The sequence below is a fragment of the Desulfosarcina sp. genome (assembly GCF_041551955.1).
GTDB lineage: Bacteria > Desulfobacterota > Desulfobacteria > Desulfobacterales > Desulfosarcinaceae > Desulfosarcina.
Genome location: NZ_JBFELV010000022.1, coordinates 1 through 18,250 on the forward strand (window position 1 = coordinate 1; position 18,250 = coordinate 18,250).

General features: G+C 56.2%; 15 protein-coding genes. 2 read left to right on the plus strand and 13 right to left on the minus strand.

All coding sequences use genetic code 11. The features are described 5' to 3' along the window. The 9 genes from ABYV26_RS03155 to rsxC form a co-directional block, all read right to left on the minus strand. Window positions 1–394: GNAT family N-acetyltransferase (locus tag ABYV26_RS03155; protein WP_372678081.1), on the minus strand; the 394-nt coding region annotated here is incomplete at its 3' end. 148 nt (window positions 395–542) lie between these two features. Next, entirely contained in the window at window positions 543–1,517 is a 975-nt protein-coding gene (locus ABYV26_RS03160; protein ID WP_372678083.1) for a universal stress protein, read from the minus strand. A 588-nt stretch (window positions 1,518–2,105) separates the two neighbouring features. Continuing rightward, a complete protein-coding gene (locus tag ABYV26_RS03165; protein ID WP_372678084.1) occupies window positions 2,106–2,837 on the minus strand; it encodes a hypothetical protein in 732 nt (243 codons plus the stop codon). 234 nt (window positions 2,838–3,071) lie between these two features. Further along, window positions 3,072–3,983 (minus strand): RnfABCDGE type electron transport complex subunit B, encoded by a 912-nt coding sequence (locus tag ABYV26_RS03170; RefSeq protein ID WP_372678086.1) that lies wholly within the window; start codon window positions 3,981–3,983, stop codon window positions 3,072–3,074. Then, window positions 3,971–4,816: an electron transport complex protein RnfA gene (locus tag ABYV26_RS03175; protein ID WP_372678088.1), complete on the minus strand. Its 846-nt coding sequence runs from the start codon at window positions 4,814–4,816 to the stop codon at window positions 3,971–3,973. The genes ABYV26_RS03170 and ABYV26_RS03175 overlap by 13 nt, the downstream gene beginning before the upstream one ends. Window positions 4,817–4,826: 10 nt before the next feature. Next, the gene (gene rsxE / locus ABYV26_RS03180) at window positions 4,827–5,447 is read right to left on the minus strand and encodes an electron transport complex subunit RsxE (protein ID WP_372678090.1); all 621 of its coding nucleotides are present in this window, start codon (window positions 5,445–5,447) and stop codon (window positions 4,827–4,829) included. Next, window positions 5,440–6,123 carry an FMN-binding protein gene (locus tag ABYV26_RS03185; protein WP_372678092.1) on the minus strand — a complete coding sequence of 228 codons (684 nt, stop codon included), beginning with the start codon at window positions 6,121–6,123 and terminating at the stop codon, window positions 5,440–5,442. The genes rsxE and ABYV26_RS03185 overlap by 8 nt, the downstream gene beginning before the upstream one ends. A gap of 213 nt (window positions 6,124–6,336) precedes the next feature. Further along, complete coding sequence (locus ABYV26_RS03190) at window positions 6,337–7,314, minus strand: RnfABCDGE type electron transport complex subunit D (protein ID WP_372678094.1); 978 nt, start codon at window positions 7,312–7,314, stop codon at window positions 6,337–6,339. A gap of 41 nt (window positions 7,315–7,355) precedes the next feature. Continuing rightward, a complete protein-coding gene (gene rsxC, locus ABYV26_RS03195; RefSeq protein WP_372678095.1) occupies window positions 7,356–8,720 on the minus strand; it encodes an electron transport complex subunit RsxC in 1,365 nt (454 codons plus the stop codon). A 499-nt stretch (window positions 8,721–9,219) separates the two neighbouring features. Between rsxC and ABYV26_RS03200 the strand changes: the two genes are divergently transcribed. Then, window positions 9,220–10,167, plus strand: coding sequence for a universal stress protein (locus ABYV26_RS03200; protein ID WP_372678097.1), 948 nt, complete (start codon window positions 9,220–9,222; stop codon window positions 10,165–10,167). Window positions 10,168–10,181: 14 nt separating this feature from the next. Further along, window positions 10,182–11,255, plus strand: coding sequence for an A/G-specific adenine glycosylase (gene mutY, locus ABYV26_RS03205; protein ID WP_372678099.1), 1,074 nt, complete (start codon window positions 10,182–10,184; stop codon window positions 11,253–11,255). A gap of 61 nt (window positions 11,256–11,316) precedes the next feature. Here the strand turns inward: mutY and ABYV26_RS03210 are convergent, their stop codons facing one another. From ABYV26_RS03210 to ABYV26_RS03225, 4 genes are all read right to left on the minus strand, one after another. Beyond that, on the minus strand, window positions 11,317–14,082 hold the full coding sequence (locus ABYV26_RS03210; protein ID WP_372678100.1) for an ATP-binding protein: 2,766 nt from the start codon (window positions 14,080–14,082) through the stop codon (window positions 11,317–11,319). A gap of 102 nt (window positions 14,083–14,184) precedes the next feature. Beyond that, the gene (locus tag ABYV26_RS03215; protein ID WP_372678103.1) at window positions 14,185–14,676 is read right to left on the minus strand and encodes a SoxR reducing system RseC family protein; all 492 of its coding nucleotides are present in this window, start codon (window positions 14,674–14,676) and stop codon (window positions 14,185–14,187) included. Window positions 14,677–14,693: 17 nt separating this feature from the next. Continuing rightward, a complete protein-coding gene (locus ABYV26_RS03220; RefSeq protein ID WP_372678105.1) occupies window positions 14,694–15,854 on the minus strand; it encodes a protein-disulfide reductase DsbD family protein in 1,161 nt (386 codons plus the stop codon). A gap of 21 nt (window positions 15,855–15,875) precedes the next feature. Further along, complete coding sequence (locus tag ABYV26_RS03225; protein ID WP_372678107.1) at window positions 15,876–18,239, minus strand: thioredoxin domain-containing protein; 2,364 nt, start codon at window positions 18,237–18,239, stop codon at window positions 15,876–15,878. Window positions 18,240–18,250 lie beyond the last annotated feature (11 nt).

Sequence of the window (18,250 nt, forward strand, 5' to 3'; positions counted from 1 at the left end):
CCTTCATCAAAGCTGGACCTATACCGCAGCCTAAAAAGTCTTGCATGGAATAGAGTCGGGCAAGTTCAATAGAGGGGGTTGGGTTTACGCAATCCGGTGGAGCGCCGCCCTGGCTAAGTTTAGCGTATCCCACCCATTCATCATTCACATTGGCTATGAAAAAAGTAGAAGCACTATCAAGAATTTCAGATCGAATCTGTTTTTCCGTAAATGAACGAGCAACATACCTTTCAAAATTTTCTTTATCATTCAATTTGGCGAAGGCACCTCTAAAGGATTTTTCAGCAAGTTTAGATAGAGAAAAAGCGTCGAAGGATCCAGCAAGCTGTATTATGGGCTCATTTTTCATATTTGGCATGGGTGGGATAAATAGAGAGCATCTTTGTTTTTCCATGCTTGCCGAATCCAGTTATCAGTTGGAGGACTCCCATGTTTGATAACGGATTCGTTCAGGTAGCCGCTGCAACGATGGGCATCTTTTTCAAAATTTTAAATTTTATTTTGATCTCAACCCAATCTTTCATTTTCCAACCTGAATAATGTTATCCAGCAGGCTTTACCGGGGTTTCAAATCCAGAGGGTTTTATGGCAAGCACCGAACACGACAGCTGATTGAGAATGTCCTCGGCGGCATTACCGATGATAAGGCCCGATATCCCTGTGCGGGCAATCGTTCCCATGACGACAAGATCCGCCCGCAACTCTGCCGCCAATGGTGCGATCATCTTTTTTGCCGGACCTTCGGGCAGGTGAAAGTTGGGGGAAAGATAATTATAGGCATCGTTTCCAATCCATTTGCGTAGCTCCTCGCTAAGCATGGATAGACCCTTCCTGTGGAGCGCATGCTCTTTTTCAATATAATCGGTTACCGCTTCCAACGAATTGCCCGCCCTCGGTAGTATGGTTTCTTCGGCAAAGGTTTCCCAAGCATGAACAAGGTGCAAGGAAGCAAAGTCGGATAGTGCAAGTGAACTGGCCAGTTCAAGGATCTCTCTGTTGAGTCCTCGCTCTGAGCCCAATGGGTTCAGCGGATCGAAGTCGACAGCCGCTATTATGCTGTTGTATTTCGATTTTTCGGGTGATTTCATAAGCCATAGCGGGCACGGGCATTTGCGCAACAAATTCATGTCCTCACTGCCGAAAAGCTTTTCCACCCAGTTCGGATCTTCCGCTGGTTTCATGACCAGATCGTAGGCGTTACCCAATACGGCACGAATCACTTCAATAAACGTCCTGCCCACCAGCACTTCCAACTGGATGTTCAGGCGCTGTTTGTAGGATTCGACCAGGACCTCCAGCGTCTTGCGTCTTTTGGCCACGACATCTGCCTGCAAGCCGGTTGAGATCGGCCCACCGGGCGGCAATCCGATACCAGCCGTGACGACCTGGGTCGGAATCACATCAACCATTGTCAGATCTGCATGATTGCTCTCCGCCAGAAAGACTGCGCGCGCGAGAGCCGAAGCCTGATCTATGGTTGGTTCGTTAACGAAGAGAATGTTCTTGAATCGTTTCAAATATCACCTCACATCGACTCAGGCCGCTGGATTCACCCAAAGCAAAGGCCGTTTTTTCGCAGGGAAGACGGCTGTTTTTTTCTTACCATGGCTGCTAGAGTGGGAGCCAATTAATGGAGAGGCTCTTGGTTATCAAACACAACGAAATTATTGCATATACGCTTTGGACATCATAAAATTACCTTGGCATTGGGCCGTTGTCAAACATTTTAGCCAAGGAGGTATTCCATGAAAGGGTCCAAAACAGGAAAAATCTGGCTCGACTATCATCCGATCCATTCCAATAAAAAATACGGTCAGCGCCCACTCGTTCGTCAAGGATAGATTTGGTCGCCAATTCGGTGACCACGATCTTAACGATCTATCCGTGGACAACATCCTGGACTTCATGAACCAGGCCCACCGAAGGTCGCAAACCCCAAACGAAACGCGCTCGATTCACCAGCCTGTTAGCATTTTTCAATTTCGCCAAAAACCATTTCGATCCTGATAATACCAACCATTTACAGCTAAAAATGGGATAGTACCACATTGAGATCATCATCGGTTTGATCAGATTTAAGATATCATCGCTTTACGGCAAATTATTTAAGCTCCTACCGGACAAGAAAATTCACAAGCACGGCAATATTTAATCACCAAATTGCGTTTTCCATTTTCTCTGATTTCTCCTTCAGGCACTTTATTTTCAAAGTCATCATTCATCTGCTTACGGCAGTTTAATCGACTATATTTTCCTTCTGCAAAAGCGTTCATGGGACAGGCTTTCTGGCAATGCACCTCACACGTTTCACAAGGGGCAAATCCACTGAGTGGCGCTGTCGGTTGGAAATCTCCCTCCATCAGAATCGAACGAAGCCTGATTCTTGGCCCCCACTCTGGATGCAGCAAAAGGTTGTTTCTACCAATGATGCCGATCCCCGACAAAATGGCAGCGTCTTTCAGAAAGAGTCCTCCCTTTTCAACATGATAAGGCAGCGGGTAGGCGACCAAATCCAATTCCTTCCGGAGCCATTGTTTCAAGAATTCTGATATTTCCCGAAGACGTCTATTGCCCCATGTATCGCCCCGTTCCCAGTAATCCAAAAGAGGGTCCTCCTCCGGATGATACAAGCCCAAAACTAAAACGGTTTGAGCTTCATCAGCCCAGTCAACGATCCGATCGCCGTCAAACGCATCTGACATGATCGGAGCTTCGTGATCAACTTGATATGAAGGTCCTTGCAACACGTCATTTAAATGGACAATTCCGGCTCGAATACCTTTATATGATTCAGCTTGCGAGATGACTTGAGCAGCTAATGAAGATGTGGATGCCATAATTATCGTTTACCTAAAGTCCGTTATAATAAAAATATAAGGAACGCGAACTATCGTCCAATAGCCTCGCTTCTTGATGATTCAGCACCATACCAGAATGATCCATGCATTATTGAGTTTGATTTAAATGGCAAACCGATGAGTAATCCTAAATATATTGGGGTTCACCAGGTACGGCTCAAATACAGACACCCTCATTTGTATTTTCAGTTCACCTAAAAATGCATCGACCATTTACCCTCTCCACTCCGTATCATCCACGCTGGTTTTGAAATCCGGCTCGATCACATCGGGCAGTTCCTCCCCGGCAACGGAAAGGATGTCTTCCTCGGACGGGATTCCCACGAAGACCAACCGGTTGCGGGGGCACTTCTTGGTTGCCGCCAGGCCGGATATCATATTTTCCCCGGTGTAGTTGTCGTAGTCGATCGTGGACAGGTTGTCTACCACGGTAAACATGTCCGATGCCCGCTCACAGGCCCTGCAGCCCAGACAACCCACCTTGCAGACTGACTTGACGTCCTTGCCGGCATCCTGGTTTGAGCACTCCACCACCAGCATGCGCTCTTTTTTGAAGGGCGCCATGGTGATGATATTGCGGGGGCAGACCTTGGCACAGGCGCCGCAGCCCACGCAAACCTCATAATCCACCCGGGCCAGCCCGTCTTCGATATGGATGGCTTCATAATTACAGGCCCGGGTGCAGTCACCGAAGCCCAGACAGCCGTAGGTGCATCCCTGGACATCGGTCACCAGGTTGGCCGGCCCGCAGCGCTGCTCACCGAGGTAAGGGCTTCGCCCCAGCCGGTCACTGTATCGGGCACCACAGTGGACCACCGGTCGCCAAGGATAACTGACGGCAACCGCAACACCCATCACCGCCGCCAGCGCTTCCGCACAGCTTTTGCCACCCACGGTACAGCGGTTCACGGCTTCATCGTCCAGTACGACAGCCTCGGCATATTCGCCGCAGCCCACGTATCCGCAGCCGCCGCAATTGGCGCCGGGAAGCGCATCGACAACTGCATCCACCCGCGGATCCACTTCCACATGAAAGGCCCGGTTGGCCCATCCCAATACGAATGACAGCACCAGTGCCATGAGGAGCATGGTGGCGGCGGATAGACCGATGATTACCCAGGACATGATTCCCCCGGCAATACACGGGCCGAACCTTCAACCGGTCTCGAAACCGGGTGATGGCCGACAGCCTGCGAAAGGTTCTTCTCTTGCAGCGATATCGGAGAAGATAGTGACGTGGAGGTTTCCGTCTCTGCCGGTTTGGCGGTCATGGCCTCCCGGAGGCCCGAATCCACGCCGGTAAACCCCATGAAGGCCATGGCCAGGATCCCGCCCACCACCAGGGTGATGGCGGCACCCCGAAACGGTTTGGGCACATCGCACAACTCCAGTTCCTCCCGGATACCGGCCATGATGACGATCGCCAGGGTAAACCCCACCCCGCCGAAGAAGGCCAATGTCAGGGCCCGGCCCAAGTCCCACCGCTCCGCTGGATTCTCCGCGCCCACGACGTGGCTCATGATGGTCAGGCAGGCAAAAAGGATGGCACAATTGGTGGTGATCAACGGCAAAAACACACCGAAGGCCTTGTAGAGCATGGGGAAAAACCGACGCACGTACATTTCCACGAACTGCACCGACGCGCTGATGGCAAAAATGTAGACGATGTAGCTCAAAATGGTCAGATCCACACGGGCCGCGGTTTCGGCCGGCATGAACAGGCCTGCCGCCAACCGCGTGAGCGAAGCGCCGGGCATGAGAACGAACGTGGTGATGCTCCATGAGATGAAGGCGGCAATGGTGATGACGAAGGTCACCGCGCACCCCATGCCCACGGCCATGCCTACATGCCGGGACACGCCGATAAAGGGGCAGATGCCCACGAAATAATACAGGACGAAGTTATTGATCAGGGCCGCACCCAGAGCAATGAGCAGGATGTCGATGAGGTAGTTCATTATTTATATCCTACGTGATCTTCTTGCCACCGTTGCGGGCGGCAATCCAGTTGACGGTCCCCAGCAGCAGGCCGAAGGTTAAAAAGGCGCCGGGAGGAAGGACCATGATGGTCCAGTCCGGCCAGACTGCGGGCATGATCCGCAGCCCGAACAGGGACCCGGCCCCCAGGATCTCCCTGATGGCGGCAATACTGGACAGGGCCAGCCCGAATCCCAGACTCTGGCCCACGGCATCGGTCGCAGCAACGAAAGGCGACTGTTTTGAGGCACACACCTCGCATCGGCAGATGATAATGCAGTTGACGATAATCAGCGGGATGTAAGGCCCTAAGGTCTTGCTCATCTGGTAAAGGTAGGCGGCCAGAAAACGATCCGCGATGGTCACGAAGGTGGCGATCGTCAGTGTGAAGACCACGATGCGCAGGTGCGGCTTGAGCAAGTTGCGGATCAAGCTGGTGATGACGTTGGCGCACAGCAGCACGAACCCCACGGCCCCGGCCATGGTGATGGCCGCATTGAGGCTGTTGGTCACTGCAAGGGTGGGGCACAATCCCAGCAGTTGGCGGTAAACCGGGTTTTCCGGCAAAATCCCGTTGATGAACCGTTCTGTTGCGGTGGGCAGCTCAGCCATTGGTTTTGCCTCCCTTGCCGTCCAAAGGTGGCGTAGCGGTCAGCGGTATCCGCAGGTCGGCGATGGCCGCGTTGACCATGGCGGTCACACTTTTGGATGTGATGGTGGCACCGGTCACCGCATCGATTTCACCGGGCCGGGAGGCCCCCGTCTTGATGACGACCAGGGACCGGTTCGCCGGGGCATCGACGAACTGGCTCCGCCATGCGTCGGTGATGATCTTGTTGCCCAGACCGGGGGTCTCCTTCTGTTCTAAAACGAACAGGCCGGTGATGCTGCGAAAATCAGGCGAAAGCCCCAGCAAAAGTTCGATGGTGTCTGCATACCCCTGACCTTTGGTTTTCACCACCCATCCTTTCAGGTCGCCCTGATAGCGCGCCTCGTAGACGCTGTAGAACTTGGCCCGATCTGGCTGGCTTACGACCACCTGACGGGGAAGGATCTCCAATATCTGATTTTCACTGGCCATCTTGGCAGCCAGAAAATTGCCCAACACGAGTTCGGGTACCTTCTCTAAGGTTTCATTGAGTTTGTTGCTCTCGATGATCGGCCCCAGTACCAGCTGCACGCCCGACAGGGAAACACCGAACCCCACGGCCAACACCAGCACCAGCCACGCCTGGACAAGATTGCTCGATTTCAGACCACCGACAAACGACTTATTCTCACTCTTCATAAATGATCCCCAACAAGAATAAAATCAATGGTACCAGCAAGATACGAAAAATCCCATATTACAATGCTCAAATTACAAATAAAATCCAATCTACGATATCCAAAATCCAAACCGATCCCGGAATCAAACCCCATAAATAGGCTACCAACCGGTGATTTGAAATTTGGAATTTGGTTCATTGTGATTTATTTGGAATTCGAAGTTTGTCTATTGTTAATTGCCACCAAATGGGGTCGGTATGGTCCACCGGTTGATCAGCGGCGTCAGGGCGTTCATCAACAGCACCGCGAACATCACCCCTTCAGGGTAACCGGAAAAAAGGCGCAGCAGCATAATCAGCATGCCGGTGCCCAGGCCGAAAATAAATTTTCCTTTGGGGGTCAGCGGGCTGGTTACCGGGTCTGTGGCGATGAAAAAAGCGCCGAAAAGAACAGACCCGCCCAGGATATGGTGCAGCACCGTCCAACCATCAGCAGGACCGGCAAGATCAACCACACCGCCGAGTACCAAAACGGCAGCGAGAAGCCCTGCGGGGATCTCCCAGGAGGCAGTGCGCCGGACGATCAGATAAAGCCCCCCGATCAGGCATGCCAGGGCGCTGGTCTCCCCTAAACTGCCGTTGGTGGTCCCCCAGAAGAGCTCGCTCAAGGGTGCGACCACCCCGTTCATCTTATAAGCGTTCATGGGTGTGGCTTGGGAAATGGCGTCCACGGCGCTGCGCACGTCTTCGAACCCCGATGCGGCCAGTGCGCCAGCAAAGGAGATCATGACGAATGCGCGGCCCACCATGGCCGGGTTGAACAGATTCAACCCCACCCCGCCGAAGATGATCTTGCCGATGCCGATGGCCACGAAGGCGGCGATGGTCCCCACATACCAGGGTGCCGTACCGGGCAGGGACATGGCCAGGATGACGCCGGTGACAATGGCCGAACCGTCTTTCAGGGTCGACGGCCGCCCGCGCATCTTCACGAAAAGAAGTTCCGCCAGCAGGCACGCCCCCAAGCAGACGGCCAGTTGGAAAAGAGCGTAGCCCCGGAAGACAAACAGGGACATGACCACCACCGGCACCAGGCCGATCAGCACATCAATCATCATCCGCCGTGTACTGGACGCCGATTGAACCAAATGGGGGGACGGCGACACCTGAATGATCGGCGCTGCCGGTTCGGTGTCATCTATGGGTTTCATTTTTTTCCTGCATGGTTGTTCGGTTTTTCATAACCCCACCCTCAACTCCGGTCCACGGCCGCCAGCCGGGCCTTACCGGCGCGGATCAGCTGAACCAATGGAATGTGGGCCGGACACGTGTACGCACATGAGCCGCACTCGAAACAGGCCATGATATTGTATCGCCGGGACAGCGCGATATCCTGATGCCTGGATGCCATAGCGATTTTGGTGGGGACCAGGTTCATGGGACACACATCCACACACTTTCCGCAGCGCACACAAGCGGTTTCTTCGCCGGCCCTGACTTCATCGGCGGTCATCACGGTAAGTCCACTGGTGCCTTTGGTAACCGGGGTGTTGGGATTGGAGAAGGCAAAGCCCATCATGGGACCGCCGGCAACCATACGAACGGCGTCGGGTGTCAGGCCGCCGCAGAAATCAACCAGCGCACCGAACGAAACGCCGATGGGCGCCAGCACATTGGACGGGTTGACAATACCGCCGCCGGTAACACTGATTACCCGGTGCGTCAGCGGTTTTTTATGGATCACGGCCCTTGCAACGGCAGCCATGGTTCCCACATTGCTCATGGCTACGCCCACGTCCGAAGGCAGCCCTCCCAGGGGCACCTGGCGTTTGATCACCGCCTGGATCAGATGCTTTTCGCTGCCCTGGGGGTATTTGGTTTTAACGACGGCCACCTGAATGCCGGTGCCTTCCGCCGCTTTTTTGATTGCCGCAATGGCCGGCGCCTTGTTGTCTTCAACACCGATAACGATTCGTTTGGCCCCCACACTGCGGCCCGCCAGCAGGGCACCGGCAATGATCGGTGCCGGTGCCTCAACCATCAGCCGGTAGTCCGAAGTGAGGTAGGGCTCACATTCGCAACCGTTGACGATCAGGGTGTGGATCGGTTTCTTGTCGCTGGGCGTGATCTTCACGTGGGTGGGAAACGCCGCACCCCCCAATCCCACCAGTCCCCCGTCGTTGATATCTCGGCTGATTCCGGCCGGTTCGTACGTATCCAGACCGGATATGGACCAGTTGCCACCGAAGATCTCATCCCAGAGCTCCCGGCCGGAGGGAATCTCCCCTTCGGTTTTGATGGGCAGGGTGTCCATGTGTCGGCCGTTGGCCAGGGTCATTCTCACCGGGCGCTGGACAATTCCGGGAACCGACGCATGCAGGGTCGTGGAGACAAAGGTGCTTCCCTTGCCGATGGCCTCCCCCCACTTCACGATCTGGCGAGGCTTGACCAGGGGCTGACATGGACCGCCGATGTTCTGGTGCAGGGACAACACGACAGTGTCCGGCGCAGGCATCACCCGGATGGGCGCATCTTTTGACAGGTGTTTATGATCCGGTGGATGAATTCCGTGGGCAAACGTGCCGCTGCCCGCGTAGCCTTTCAGCTTCAGCCCCATGCCTTCACCATGAATTTCATTTTTTTTGTGATCACCATTTCGAAACCCCTGAAACACAAAAAGATTCCCCAAAGGAAATCTTTAAAAAACCGATCCGTTCATTCTTTTTCAGGCGAATATGGTTACATCCCGATGAAATGTCAAGGCTCGAATAATCCCCAATACCACACCGGGAGGCCCATCGCTGTCCATGTTTTTTCTCAGCCGTCACACATGATTTCTTCATCGTTTCCATCGGTCGGGATCCCGAAACCATTCCCAGGTGTTATGCGTATAACCCGTCGTCCAGCGGTTTCCATTGACCTTAGTCAATTTGCAGGCCTATATCGGATGATATCCAGGCGTTGATCGGTTAGCAGGCTTTTGCCCCTGCAGCAGGGTTGATATAGACGGTTTCCGATGTTGACGGGTACCCCCTGAAACGATACTATCGGCCTCGCGAGTTGACAGATGGGATAGTTGTTGAACCGACTCGAAAAAGAGACCCAGGAGGTATTGCGTGCAAGCATGCGCCCCCCCCCATAACGTTCTCGTGGCCGTGGACGGCAGCGAGCAGTCGCTACGGGCCATCCGATATGCCGCCAACGTCTTTCCACCGGACCGCACCCACATCGTCCTCTTTCATGTGCAGGCACAGTTGTTCGAGCTCTTTTCCGACCTGGACGCCTACCCTCACTACAAGCGCCGCGTCACCGACCTGAAACGGTGGGCCACCGAACAGAAGATGGACATCGCCAACACCATGGACAGTGCCGTGGTCTACTTCAAGCAAAAGGGCTTTGCCGAATCCGCCATCAGCGTCAAGACCCCGGACCGGAAACTGGGAATCACCCAGGACATCATCAAGGAGTCTTACGAGGGCTACCATGCCATCGTGGTTGGACGCACTGGGTGGAGCCGGTTCAAAGACTGGCTGATCAAGAGCACGGCAATGAAGCTGGTGGCCAAGATCAAGCATATCCCCGTGGTGGTCGTGGGCGGCAAGCCCGATGCGAAAAACCTGCTGGTGGCCTTTGACGGCACCCATGGCGCCATGAAGGGCGTGGCGTGCGTCGCCGCCCTGGTGGGAACGTCGGATCATCACCTGCAGCTTTACAGTATGATCAGCCACCAGGGAAAATTCTGGGTCGGCGACGAGGAGTTCTTCATTCCCGAAAATTGCAACGATCCAATGGGAGCGATCGATCACCGGATCGCCCCCCACCTGGAAGAAGCCCGCGGCAGACTGCTGGCAGAAGGGATGTCACCAGACCGGATTTCCATCAAGATTCACGCCGTGGACCGGGACCGCGCCCCGCATATTGTCCAGGAAGCCATGGACAACCATTTCGGTGGCGTCGTTTTAGGCCGCCGTGGTCTGATCACGTTCATCGACGAGTATTTCGTCGGTCGGGTCAGCGATCGGGTGCTCAAGTTGGCCGACCAGTTGGCGGTGTGGGTCATATAGGCGGTTGGGTAACCATGCGATCGGAAATCGTAAGAAAAAAACTACTGAATTGGTACGCGACCCATCAACGAACCCTGCCCTGGCGGGCAACATCGGATCCCTTTGCCATATGGGTCTCGGAAGTGATGCTTCAGCAGACCCAGGTGGCCACCGTCATACCCTATTACCGTCGTTTTATGGATCGCTTTCCCACGCCCGCACATCTGGCTGCTGCCGACATTCAGGAGGTGCTCAAGCTATGGGAAGGTTTGGGATACTACTCCCGCGCCCGCAATCTATATCGGGCGGCCGGGGTGGTAACAGCCCAGTTCAACGGACGGGTTCCCGGTGATCCGGAGACGTTCCGCTCCCTGCCCGGTGTGGGAGACTACATCTGCGCCGCCGTCCTAAGCATCGCCTTCGGCCGGGTGCTTCCGGTGGTTGACGGCAACGTCAAGCGGGTGCTGTCACGCCTGTTGGAGATTGACACCCCCGCGAACCGCAGCGGCGCGCATAAAATTTTCCAGGTGCCGGCCATGAAACTGGTCTGCCCGAAGCAGCCGGCAGACTTCAACCAGGCGATCATGGAGCTGGGCGCGCTGGTGTGCCGCCCAAAAAATCCAGACTGCCTGGCATGCCCACTTGCGGACCTGTGCCGGGCAAACCGGCACCATACGACAGCCGACTACCCGAAGCGCGATGCACCCCGCAAAGTTCCTCACCGGCATCTGGTCATCGGGGTGATCCTGAAAAAGGGTAAAATGCTGGTGGTCCGGCGACCATTGGATGGCTTTTTGGGCGGATTGTGGGAATTCCCGGCCGTCCCGGCCGAGAAAGGGCAAACAGACAGGCAGGGCGTTGAATCATTGCTCGCCGTGGAGACCGGTCTGAACATTGCCGTGGACCGACAGCTGACAAAAATCCGGCATGCCTATACGCATTTCACGCTCAGCGGCGACGTCCATCTATGCCGGTACCTGTCCGGCCGGGTGCGTCTGAAAAGCGCCCGTGGCCACCGGTGGGCCACCCTTCGATCGCTGGCACGCCTGCCCCTGCACAAAGCCAACCATAAATTCCTGGACGCCCTGGCTGCCGCTTTGGGTCCGTAGAAAAACCGACCCCATCCTGGCAGAGCCCCAAGCTCGCAGGCATATCTCGCGTTGGCAGCCTTCAGGTTTGAACTTTCAGCTTTGGCCTATCCCGCTGATCCAATACCTCGCGGATGGTGCGGGCGAGCTCCTGGACCGTGACCGGCTTCATTAAAAGCGCGCGAATGCCCAAAGACGACGCCCTTTCCGAAGAGATCCGCTTGCTGAACCCCGTGCAGATAATTACCGGGATGTCGGGTCGGTGGTTCAGAATCTTTACTGCCAGCTCATCGCCGGTCATGCCAGGCATGGTCATGTCCGTGATCACCAGATCGAATTCATCCGGCCGGGACGTAAACCGTTCTAAAGCCTGGAGCGCACGGGTGGTGCCGACGGCATCATATCCAAGGTCGTTGAGCATTTCCACACCCACTTGAACCAGGAGCTCCTCGTCGTCGACAAACAGGATGCGTTCGGTCCCCCGGGGGTAGGATTCCGCCTGGCTGGGCACCACCTCGGCCGGGTTTTCCAGCACCGGGAAAAAAACCCGGAAAACCGACCCCTCGCCCGGTGCGCTCTCGACAAAAATACGGCCGTCATGATCGTTGACAATGCCGTGCACCGTCGCCAAACCCATTCCGGTGCCCTCACCCACCGCCTTGGTGGTGTAGTAGGGATCGAAAATTCGGTCCACCACCGCTTTATCCATGCCAGCGCCGGTGTCGCTGACCGAAAGCTGCAAATAGCGACCGGCTGACAGATCGTTACCACTGGCTGTCGTGCGCTCATCCACCATGCAGTTCGCTAAGGTCACGGTCAACGTCCCGCCCCGGGCCTCCATGGCATGGGCCGCATTGGTACACAAGTTCATCAGGACTTGATGGATCTGGGTCTGGTCTGCCAAGACAGTTCCAAGGTTGGAAGGGATTTTCTGGACGATCTCGATGGTGGAGGGGATGGAGGCACGCAGCAATTTCACCACCTCCTTGAGCACCATGGCGATATCGCAGGGGACTTTCTGGGACTTGCCCTGACGGGTGAAGGTCAATATCTGTTCCACCAGGCCCTTGGCCCGTTCGCTGGCCTTGAAGATATTGCCCACATAACCCTGCACACGGGCGTTGTCGGCCGTGTGCATTTGGGTCAGTTGGGAATACCCCAATATGGCCCCCAGTATATTGTTGAAATCATGAGCGATACCACCGGCCAGGGTGCCGATGGCTTCCATCTTCTGGGCCTGCTGTAGCTTCAGCTCCAAGTGCTCCCGTTCGGCCTCGTACTCCTTTCGTTCGCTGGTGTCGATGATGATCCCCACCATGGTTTCCGGTTGGCCATCCTTGTCGTAGCGCACCACCTTGGCTTTGGTGTGAAACCACCTCCATTGGCCCTGACTGGATTGCAGTCTGAATTCGTGGTCGAACATCGGTGCATGGCCGGCCACATGCCGGTTGAATTTCAGCCTGATTTCTTCCCAGGCTTCAGGGGAGGTTTTTTCGCGGATGAATCCCAAGCCTTTGGCCAAAACCGACTCGCTATACCCCAACAGGGCATAGATGCGCTCATCGACACGAAAGGAGCTCGCTTTCAAATCCAACTGCCAGATCCCGGCACCGCTTACATCCAAGGCCAGCAGGAGCCTGTCCTCACTCTCCATCCGGGCCGATTCCATTTGCCGCTGCTCGGTGATGTCCCTGGCAATGCCCTGGGTGCCCACGAATACCTTGACATCGGACTCGCCGGTCACGTAAAGCCCTTCTGCATCAACCAGAAAGACGGGATCGCGTTGGGTCGACGGCGGACCCTTTTGCTGCCGGTTGGCGTAATCCCCAAAGGCATGGATGGTCAATCGCTGCGTGCTTCGACTGCCGACACCCCGCTCGTTGATCCGATCGTTGGCCATTTCCCGGTCATCTTCACGAATGTATTCGAGAAAGGTCTGGCCAATCAGTTCTTCAGGGCTCACCCCATAACGCCGTATCGCGTCGCTGACAAACGTAAATCGCCCCATGGTATCCAGTCGATAAATCACATCGGGGGTCGATCGGATAATCGAATCCAGCTCCTGCTGGGAGCTTAACAGGGCAGATTCCGCATCGCGGTGTTCGACGATTTCCTTCTCGAGCCGTCGATTGACCTCTCTCAGTGACTTCTCACGACGCTGAATCCGATCAGCCATGGTGTTGAAACGGGAAACAATCGTCCGAATTTCCCGTTGGGGAGCCTGGAAATCGACAAATTCGTATTTCCCCTGAGATATCTGTTCGGTGCGCTGGATCAACTGTTTCAGGGGAGAGATGAGAAACACCTTCAATACGATCCGCAAGGTGACCAGCAGCACCAGGGTGACGGCAGCCAGGGTGATCAGGCTGAACCACATGAACTGGCGCTGACTCTCCCGGAAGCCTTGGTTATTCAAGGCGATTTCAAGATAGCCGACCACCGTTTCACCATGCACGATAGTGGTCTTTTCCGTTGCTTCAGGAGCAGGGTCTTCACGGTGCTTTTCAAAAAAAACCGTTCCCTGATGATCCGTCACCTTCAGTTTTTCCACCAGGTCATTTTCGAAAAAGGAGCTGCATATTTTTTGAATTCCCTCATCGTCCATATTCCAGAGGGAAAGCTCCAACGAATCCTGCAGGTAGTCACTGAAAGATTTCAGGGTCTCGGCGCTCTGCAATTCCGCCCGGTGGGACATGTAACGGTAGGTGAATGTGACGACCATGACAAACACAGCTGCCACCACGAGGATGATGCTCACGATCAGGTCGCGGGACAGGGTCCGGTCTGGGCGATGCTCAGGTTGAGGCGAAATCGGTTTGGTATCCTTCCGGGACATAGCTTCGGGCATGTCTATGATGATTCCGTCTTAGGAAACGTTCAGAACTGTTGAGACATATCGGCAGTTAGATGATAGGGCAACAGTTATTTTTGGCCATAGCGGGGAGAGATCTCACTCAGCGCCGCAACCACATCCTGCCGACCGGTCGGCAGACGGTGAAGCCATCCGGGTGTTGACGATTCGGGAGATGACCGGCATGACCGGTCGGGCCGCCGACCAGATCCGGGATATGGCAACGGCAAACACGAATCCGAGGACAAATCCCGTCAAGCCGAAGGCGATGCTGTGGCCGCCGCCGGTTCCATCCATATCACCGTATATCAACGCCCCCGTGAAGGCGCCGGCCAGTATGCCGAATACGGGCAGCAGATAGAGCAGCGCCATACGGGACAGGATGGCACTGGATTCAACGGTAAGCATCACCCGGTCCCCCACCGCAGCCCCGGCCCGGTTGAGTGCCGGCGTGCGTTCGGCGCGGGCCGCCCGCCCCCCATGGCATTGGGAAACGGCGCTGCAGCTGCCGCACCCCTGGCCTTTTTCGGCCACCACTGTGGCGCAGCCATCGTCACCGATCTCCACCACAAATCCAAGCGTCTGCGCCATTGTTCACCTCCATGGCCCTAACCGTCCATCGATTTAAAAATATCAACCAGCGTCTCGGCACTCACCATCCCGGTGAACCGCTGGACGAGTTGTCCCTGCCTGTCAATTACCACAATGTACGGAATGGCGCGGCCGCCGAACCGATCAAAAAGCTCTCGACGCTGGTCGTCCACCTGGGTGAGATCCACCTGCAGCGGGATAATGCCCATGGTGTCGATGATATCCATAAGCTTTTTGTTTTTGAAGGTGGTCCGCTCCAGGGCTTTGCAGTTAATGCACCAGTCTGCGGTAAATTCCACCAATACCGGTTGCCCGACCGATTGCGCCAGGCGATGGTCCGAATACGCCTGCCAGGGGACACCCGCATTGCCGCCATCCAATGACACGTCCCGGAAGCCGGCGACCACCACGAAGGCCAAGACCACGATCAAAATGGGCCGCAATCCAACCCGAGAACCGTGGGTGGACCGGAACACGAGCCAGACGCCAATCCCCAACACCAACATCATCCAACCGGCCTGCCGGAGGATGGGCGGCAAAAATCCCTGAACAAAAAACAGACCCGCGGCCAGCAGCACAAAACCGAGAATCATCTTAAAATGGACGGCCAGACCGCTGGAAAATGAAAGTCGGGCAAGTAGACCGGGCCAGAGCAGGAACACCACATAGGGGAACGCCAGGCCGGTACCGATAGCGCTGAAAATGGCCATGGTTTCCAGCGCAGACCGGGTGGCGGTGAAAGCCAACACCGATCCCAGAAACGGTCCCGAACAGGGGGTGGAGAGAACCCCCGCCAGCGCACCGGTGAAAAATGCACCCAGATGGCGGCTCATGGGCGCCCGGTAGACAAACTGGGGCAGCCGCCATGACCACCCGGTGAAGGTCGCTGCCGCCGCGGCGAACAAAAAAAGGGACAGCAGGAGCCGGAACCATGGATGCTGGAATTGCTGGCCCCACATCAATCCGAATCCGGCGGTAACCGCACCCAGCACGACGAAAAAAACCAGACTACCGGCCAGCAGAGCTGCAGCGGCAAGGGCCCGTGAGCGGGTCGTGCCTGTTGTTTCCCGCAGCAGCGCCTGAACTTTAAAGGGCATCACCGGGAGTACGCAGGGCATAAAATTGAGAATCACGCCGGCGCCAAAGGCCAAGGCGCTCTGGTAAACAATCGTTTGCATCTTCAGGACCTCGCTACTTCTTTACGATGCCGCCAATTGTTGCATCAACGCATCTGCCGTAGTCACCGGCAATTGGCAGGCACCGCTTCGGCACGCATAGGCGGTGGCCTTGCCGCCGACGGCGATTTTTTCCCTGAAGAGGGCCGATCGCCGGGCCAGTTTCGCAGCATCGGATTCGGAAACGATCATGACCAGGCTGCCGGGCAGAAAGGCGCGCCGCAACCGATCCGTGAACGAAGCCACATCACCGCCTGTCGGGGTAACGACAATCACCTGGTGGGGCGGATGTACAAAATTCTCCAGGGCCAGGAACATCTCACCGAAAGCCGAGGGATTGGCTTCCATGATCGTGGAAAAAGCGCTGAATCCCTTCTCGGCCCGTTTCAAATAGGATGGCTCAAGGGTCAAGGCATTCAATCTCAACAGATTCATCAAGGCCACGGCGTTTCCCGAGGGGAGGGCGCCGTCGAGGACCGGCTTTTCGCGGGCGATCAGCGCCTCATGATCATCGGCGGTCATGAAAAAGCCGCCGTTTTCGGGGTCATCAAACTGATCGGCCAGGGTCTGGTCCAACTCAACGGCACGATCCAGCCAGCGAAGGTCGGCGGTCGCTTCAAACAGATCCAGCAGCGCGGCAGTGAAAAAAGCGTGGTCATCCAGAAACCCGTTGCCTGCGGCGGCATCGCCTTTGAAGCTTCGCTTGAGTCTGCCGGCAACAAGCATGTGGGTCAAAATGAAGTCCGCCGCCCGACTGGCACGGTCAAGATAGGCGGCGCTATCCAAGGCAAATCCGGCACGCGCGAATGCAGAGATCATCAACCCGTTCCAGGCGGCAAGAACCTTGTCGTCCCGCAGGGGCGCCGGACGCTGTTGGCGGTGAGCATAAAGCGCCGCATTGATTCGGCCTACCTCCGATGCCAGTTGTCTCGCAGACAAGCCCAGGTCACCAGCCAATTGATCGAGTTCTCGAGGCAGGAATAAAATGTTTCTCCCCTCGAAGTTGCCGCGGGCGTCAGCCCCGTAAACGGTCGCGGCAATCCTGGCATCATCAGCCCCGAGAGCATCGTTGAGTTCTTCAAGGGTCCAGGTGAAAAACCAGCCCTCCTCCCGGTGTCCGGACGGCGTCAGGCTGTCTGCATCGGTGGCCGAGAAAAAGGCCCCGTCCGACGAGGTCATCTCGCGGGACACATAATCCAGGGTATTGATGGCCACCTGCCTGAATCGCGGATTCCCGGACGCCTGCCAGCCCTCGATGTAGGCCGGCACCAGCAGCGCATTGTCGTAAAGCATTTTTTCAAAATGGGGAATCAGCCAACCCGCATCGGTGGAATAGCGGTGAAAACCGCCGCCCACCTGATCGTTCATGCCGCCGGCAGCCATCTTCTCAAGGGTCAGGAGAGCCATGTTCAGGCTGTCCACATCACCGCTGCGCCGATGGTGCCGCAGCAACAGCCGAATGGGCAGAGAGCTGGGGAATTTAGGGGCCCCTGCGATTCCGCCGTTGACCGCGTCGAAGTGGTTCTTGCTGGACGAGACGGCACGGTCCATCACGCCGTCCGGGGGCAGCCGGCCGCCAGCTGCCGGGGTCAGCATCTGCCCCACCACCCGGGCAAGTTCACCGGCGGACTGGGCGACCAGGTCCCGTTTTTCATCGTAGCTCTCGCGGATTTTTTTGAGCATCGTGAGAAATCCCACCGGTGAGCCGCGGTCACCATCGCGGGCCGGGAAATAGGTTCCTCCGTAGAAAGGTTTCCGATCCGGGGTCAGCCACACGGTCATGGGCCACCCGCCCCGGCCGGTAATGGCCTGGACGGCGCTCATGTAAATGGCGTCCACATCGGGCCGCTCTTCGCGATCGACTTTGACGGCAATATAGTTGTCGTTGATATACCGGGCGATTTCCACGTCCTCGAACGACTCTTCTTCCATGACGTGGCACCAGTGGCAGGTAGAGTAACCCACGGAAAGCAGCACCGGCCGGTCCAGCCGCCGCGCGGTGTCAAAAGCTTCATCCCCCCATGGGTACCAGTCCACGGGATTGTGGGCATGCTGCAGCAGATAGGGGCTGCTCTCCAGGAACAGCCGGTTGGTGTAAATGGCCCGACCCTGGTCGTCGAGATGCCGGGTTCGTGGGCGATAGTCATCGCCTCGCCGGCGGGCCATCAACCGGATTTGATCCTCCAGGGTCATTTTACCACCTTTTATTTGAGGCCTAGCCACTGCAGAAAGGCTTTCGGACAGTTCGGTTGCCATACCGTTGCCAACCGGTTCGTTCGAACAGGCATGGCCCGAAAGCGTCAGGACGATCAGGCCGATACCGGCCGACGCCGCTCTGAAAATGGTTGTGTGTCGTCGGTTGAAAGCGAAATTTCCTTTTACCGACATGTCCGTCAACG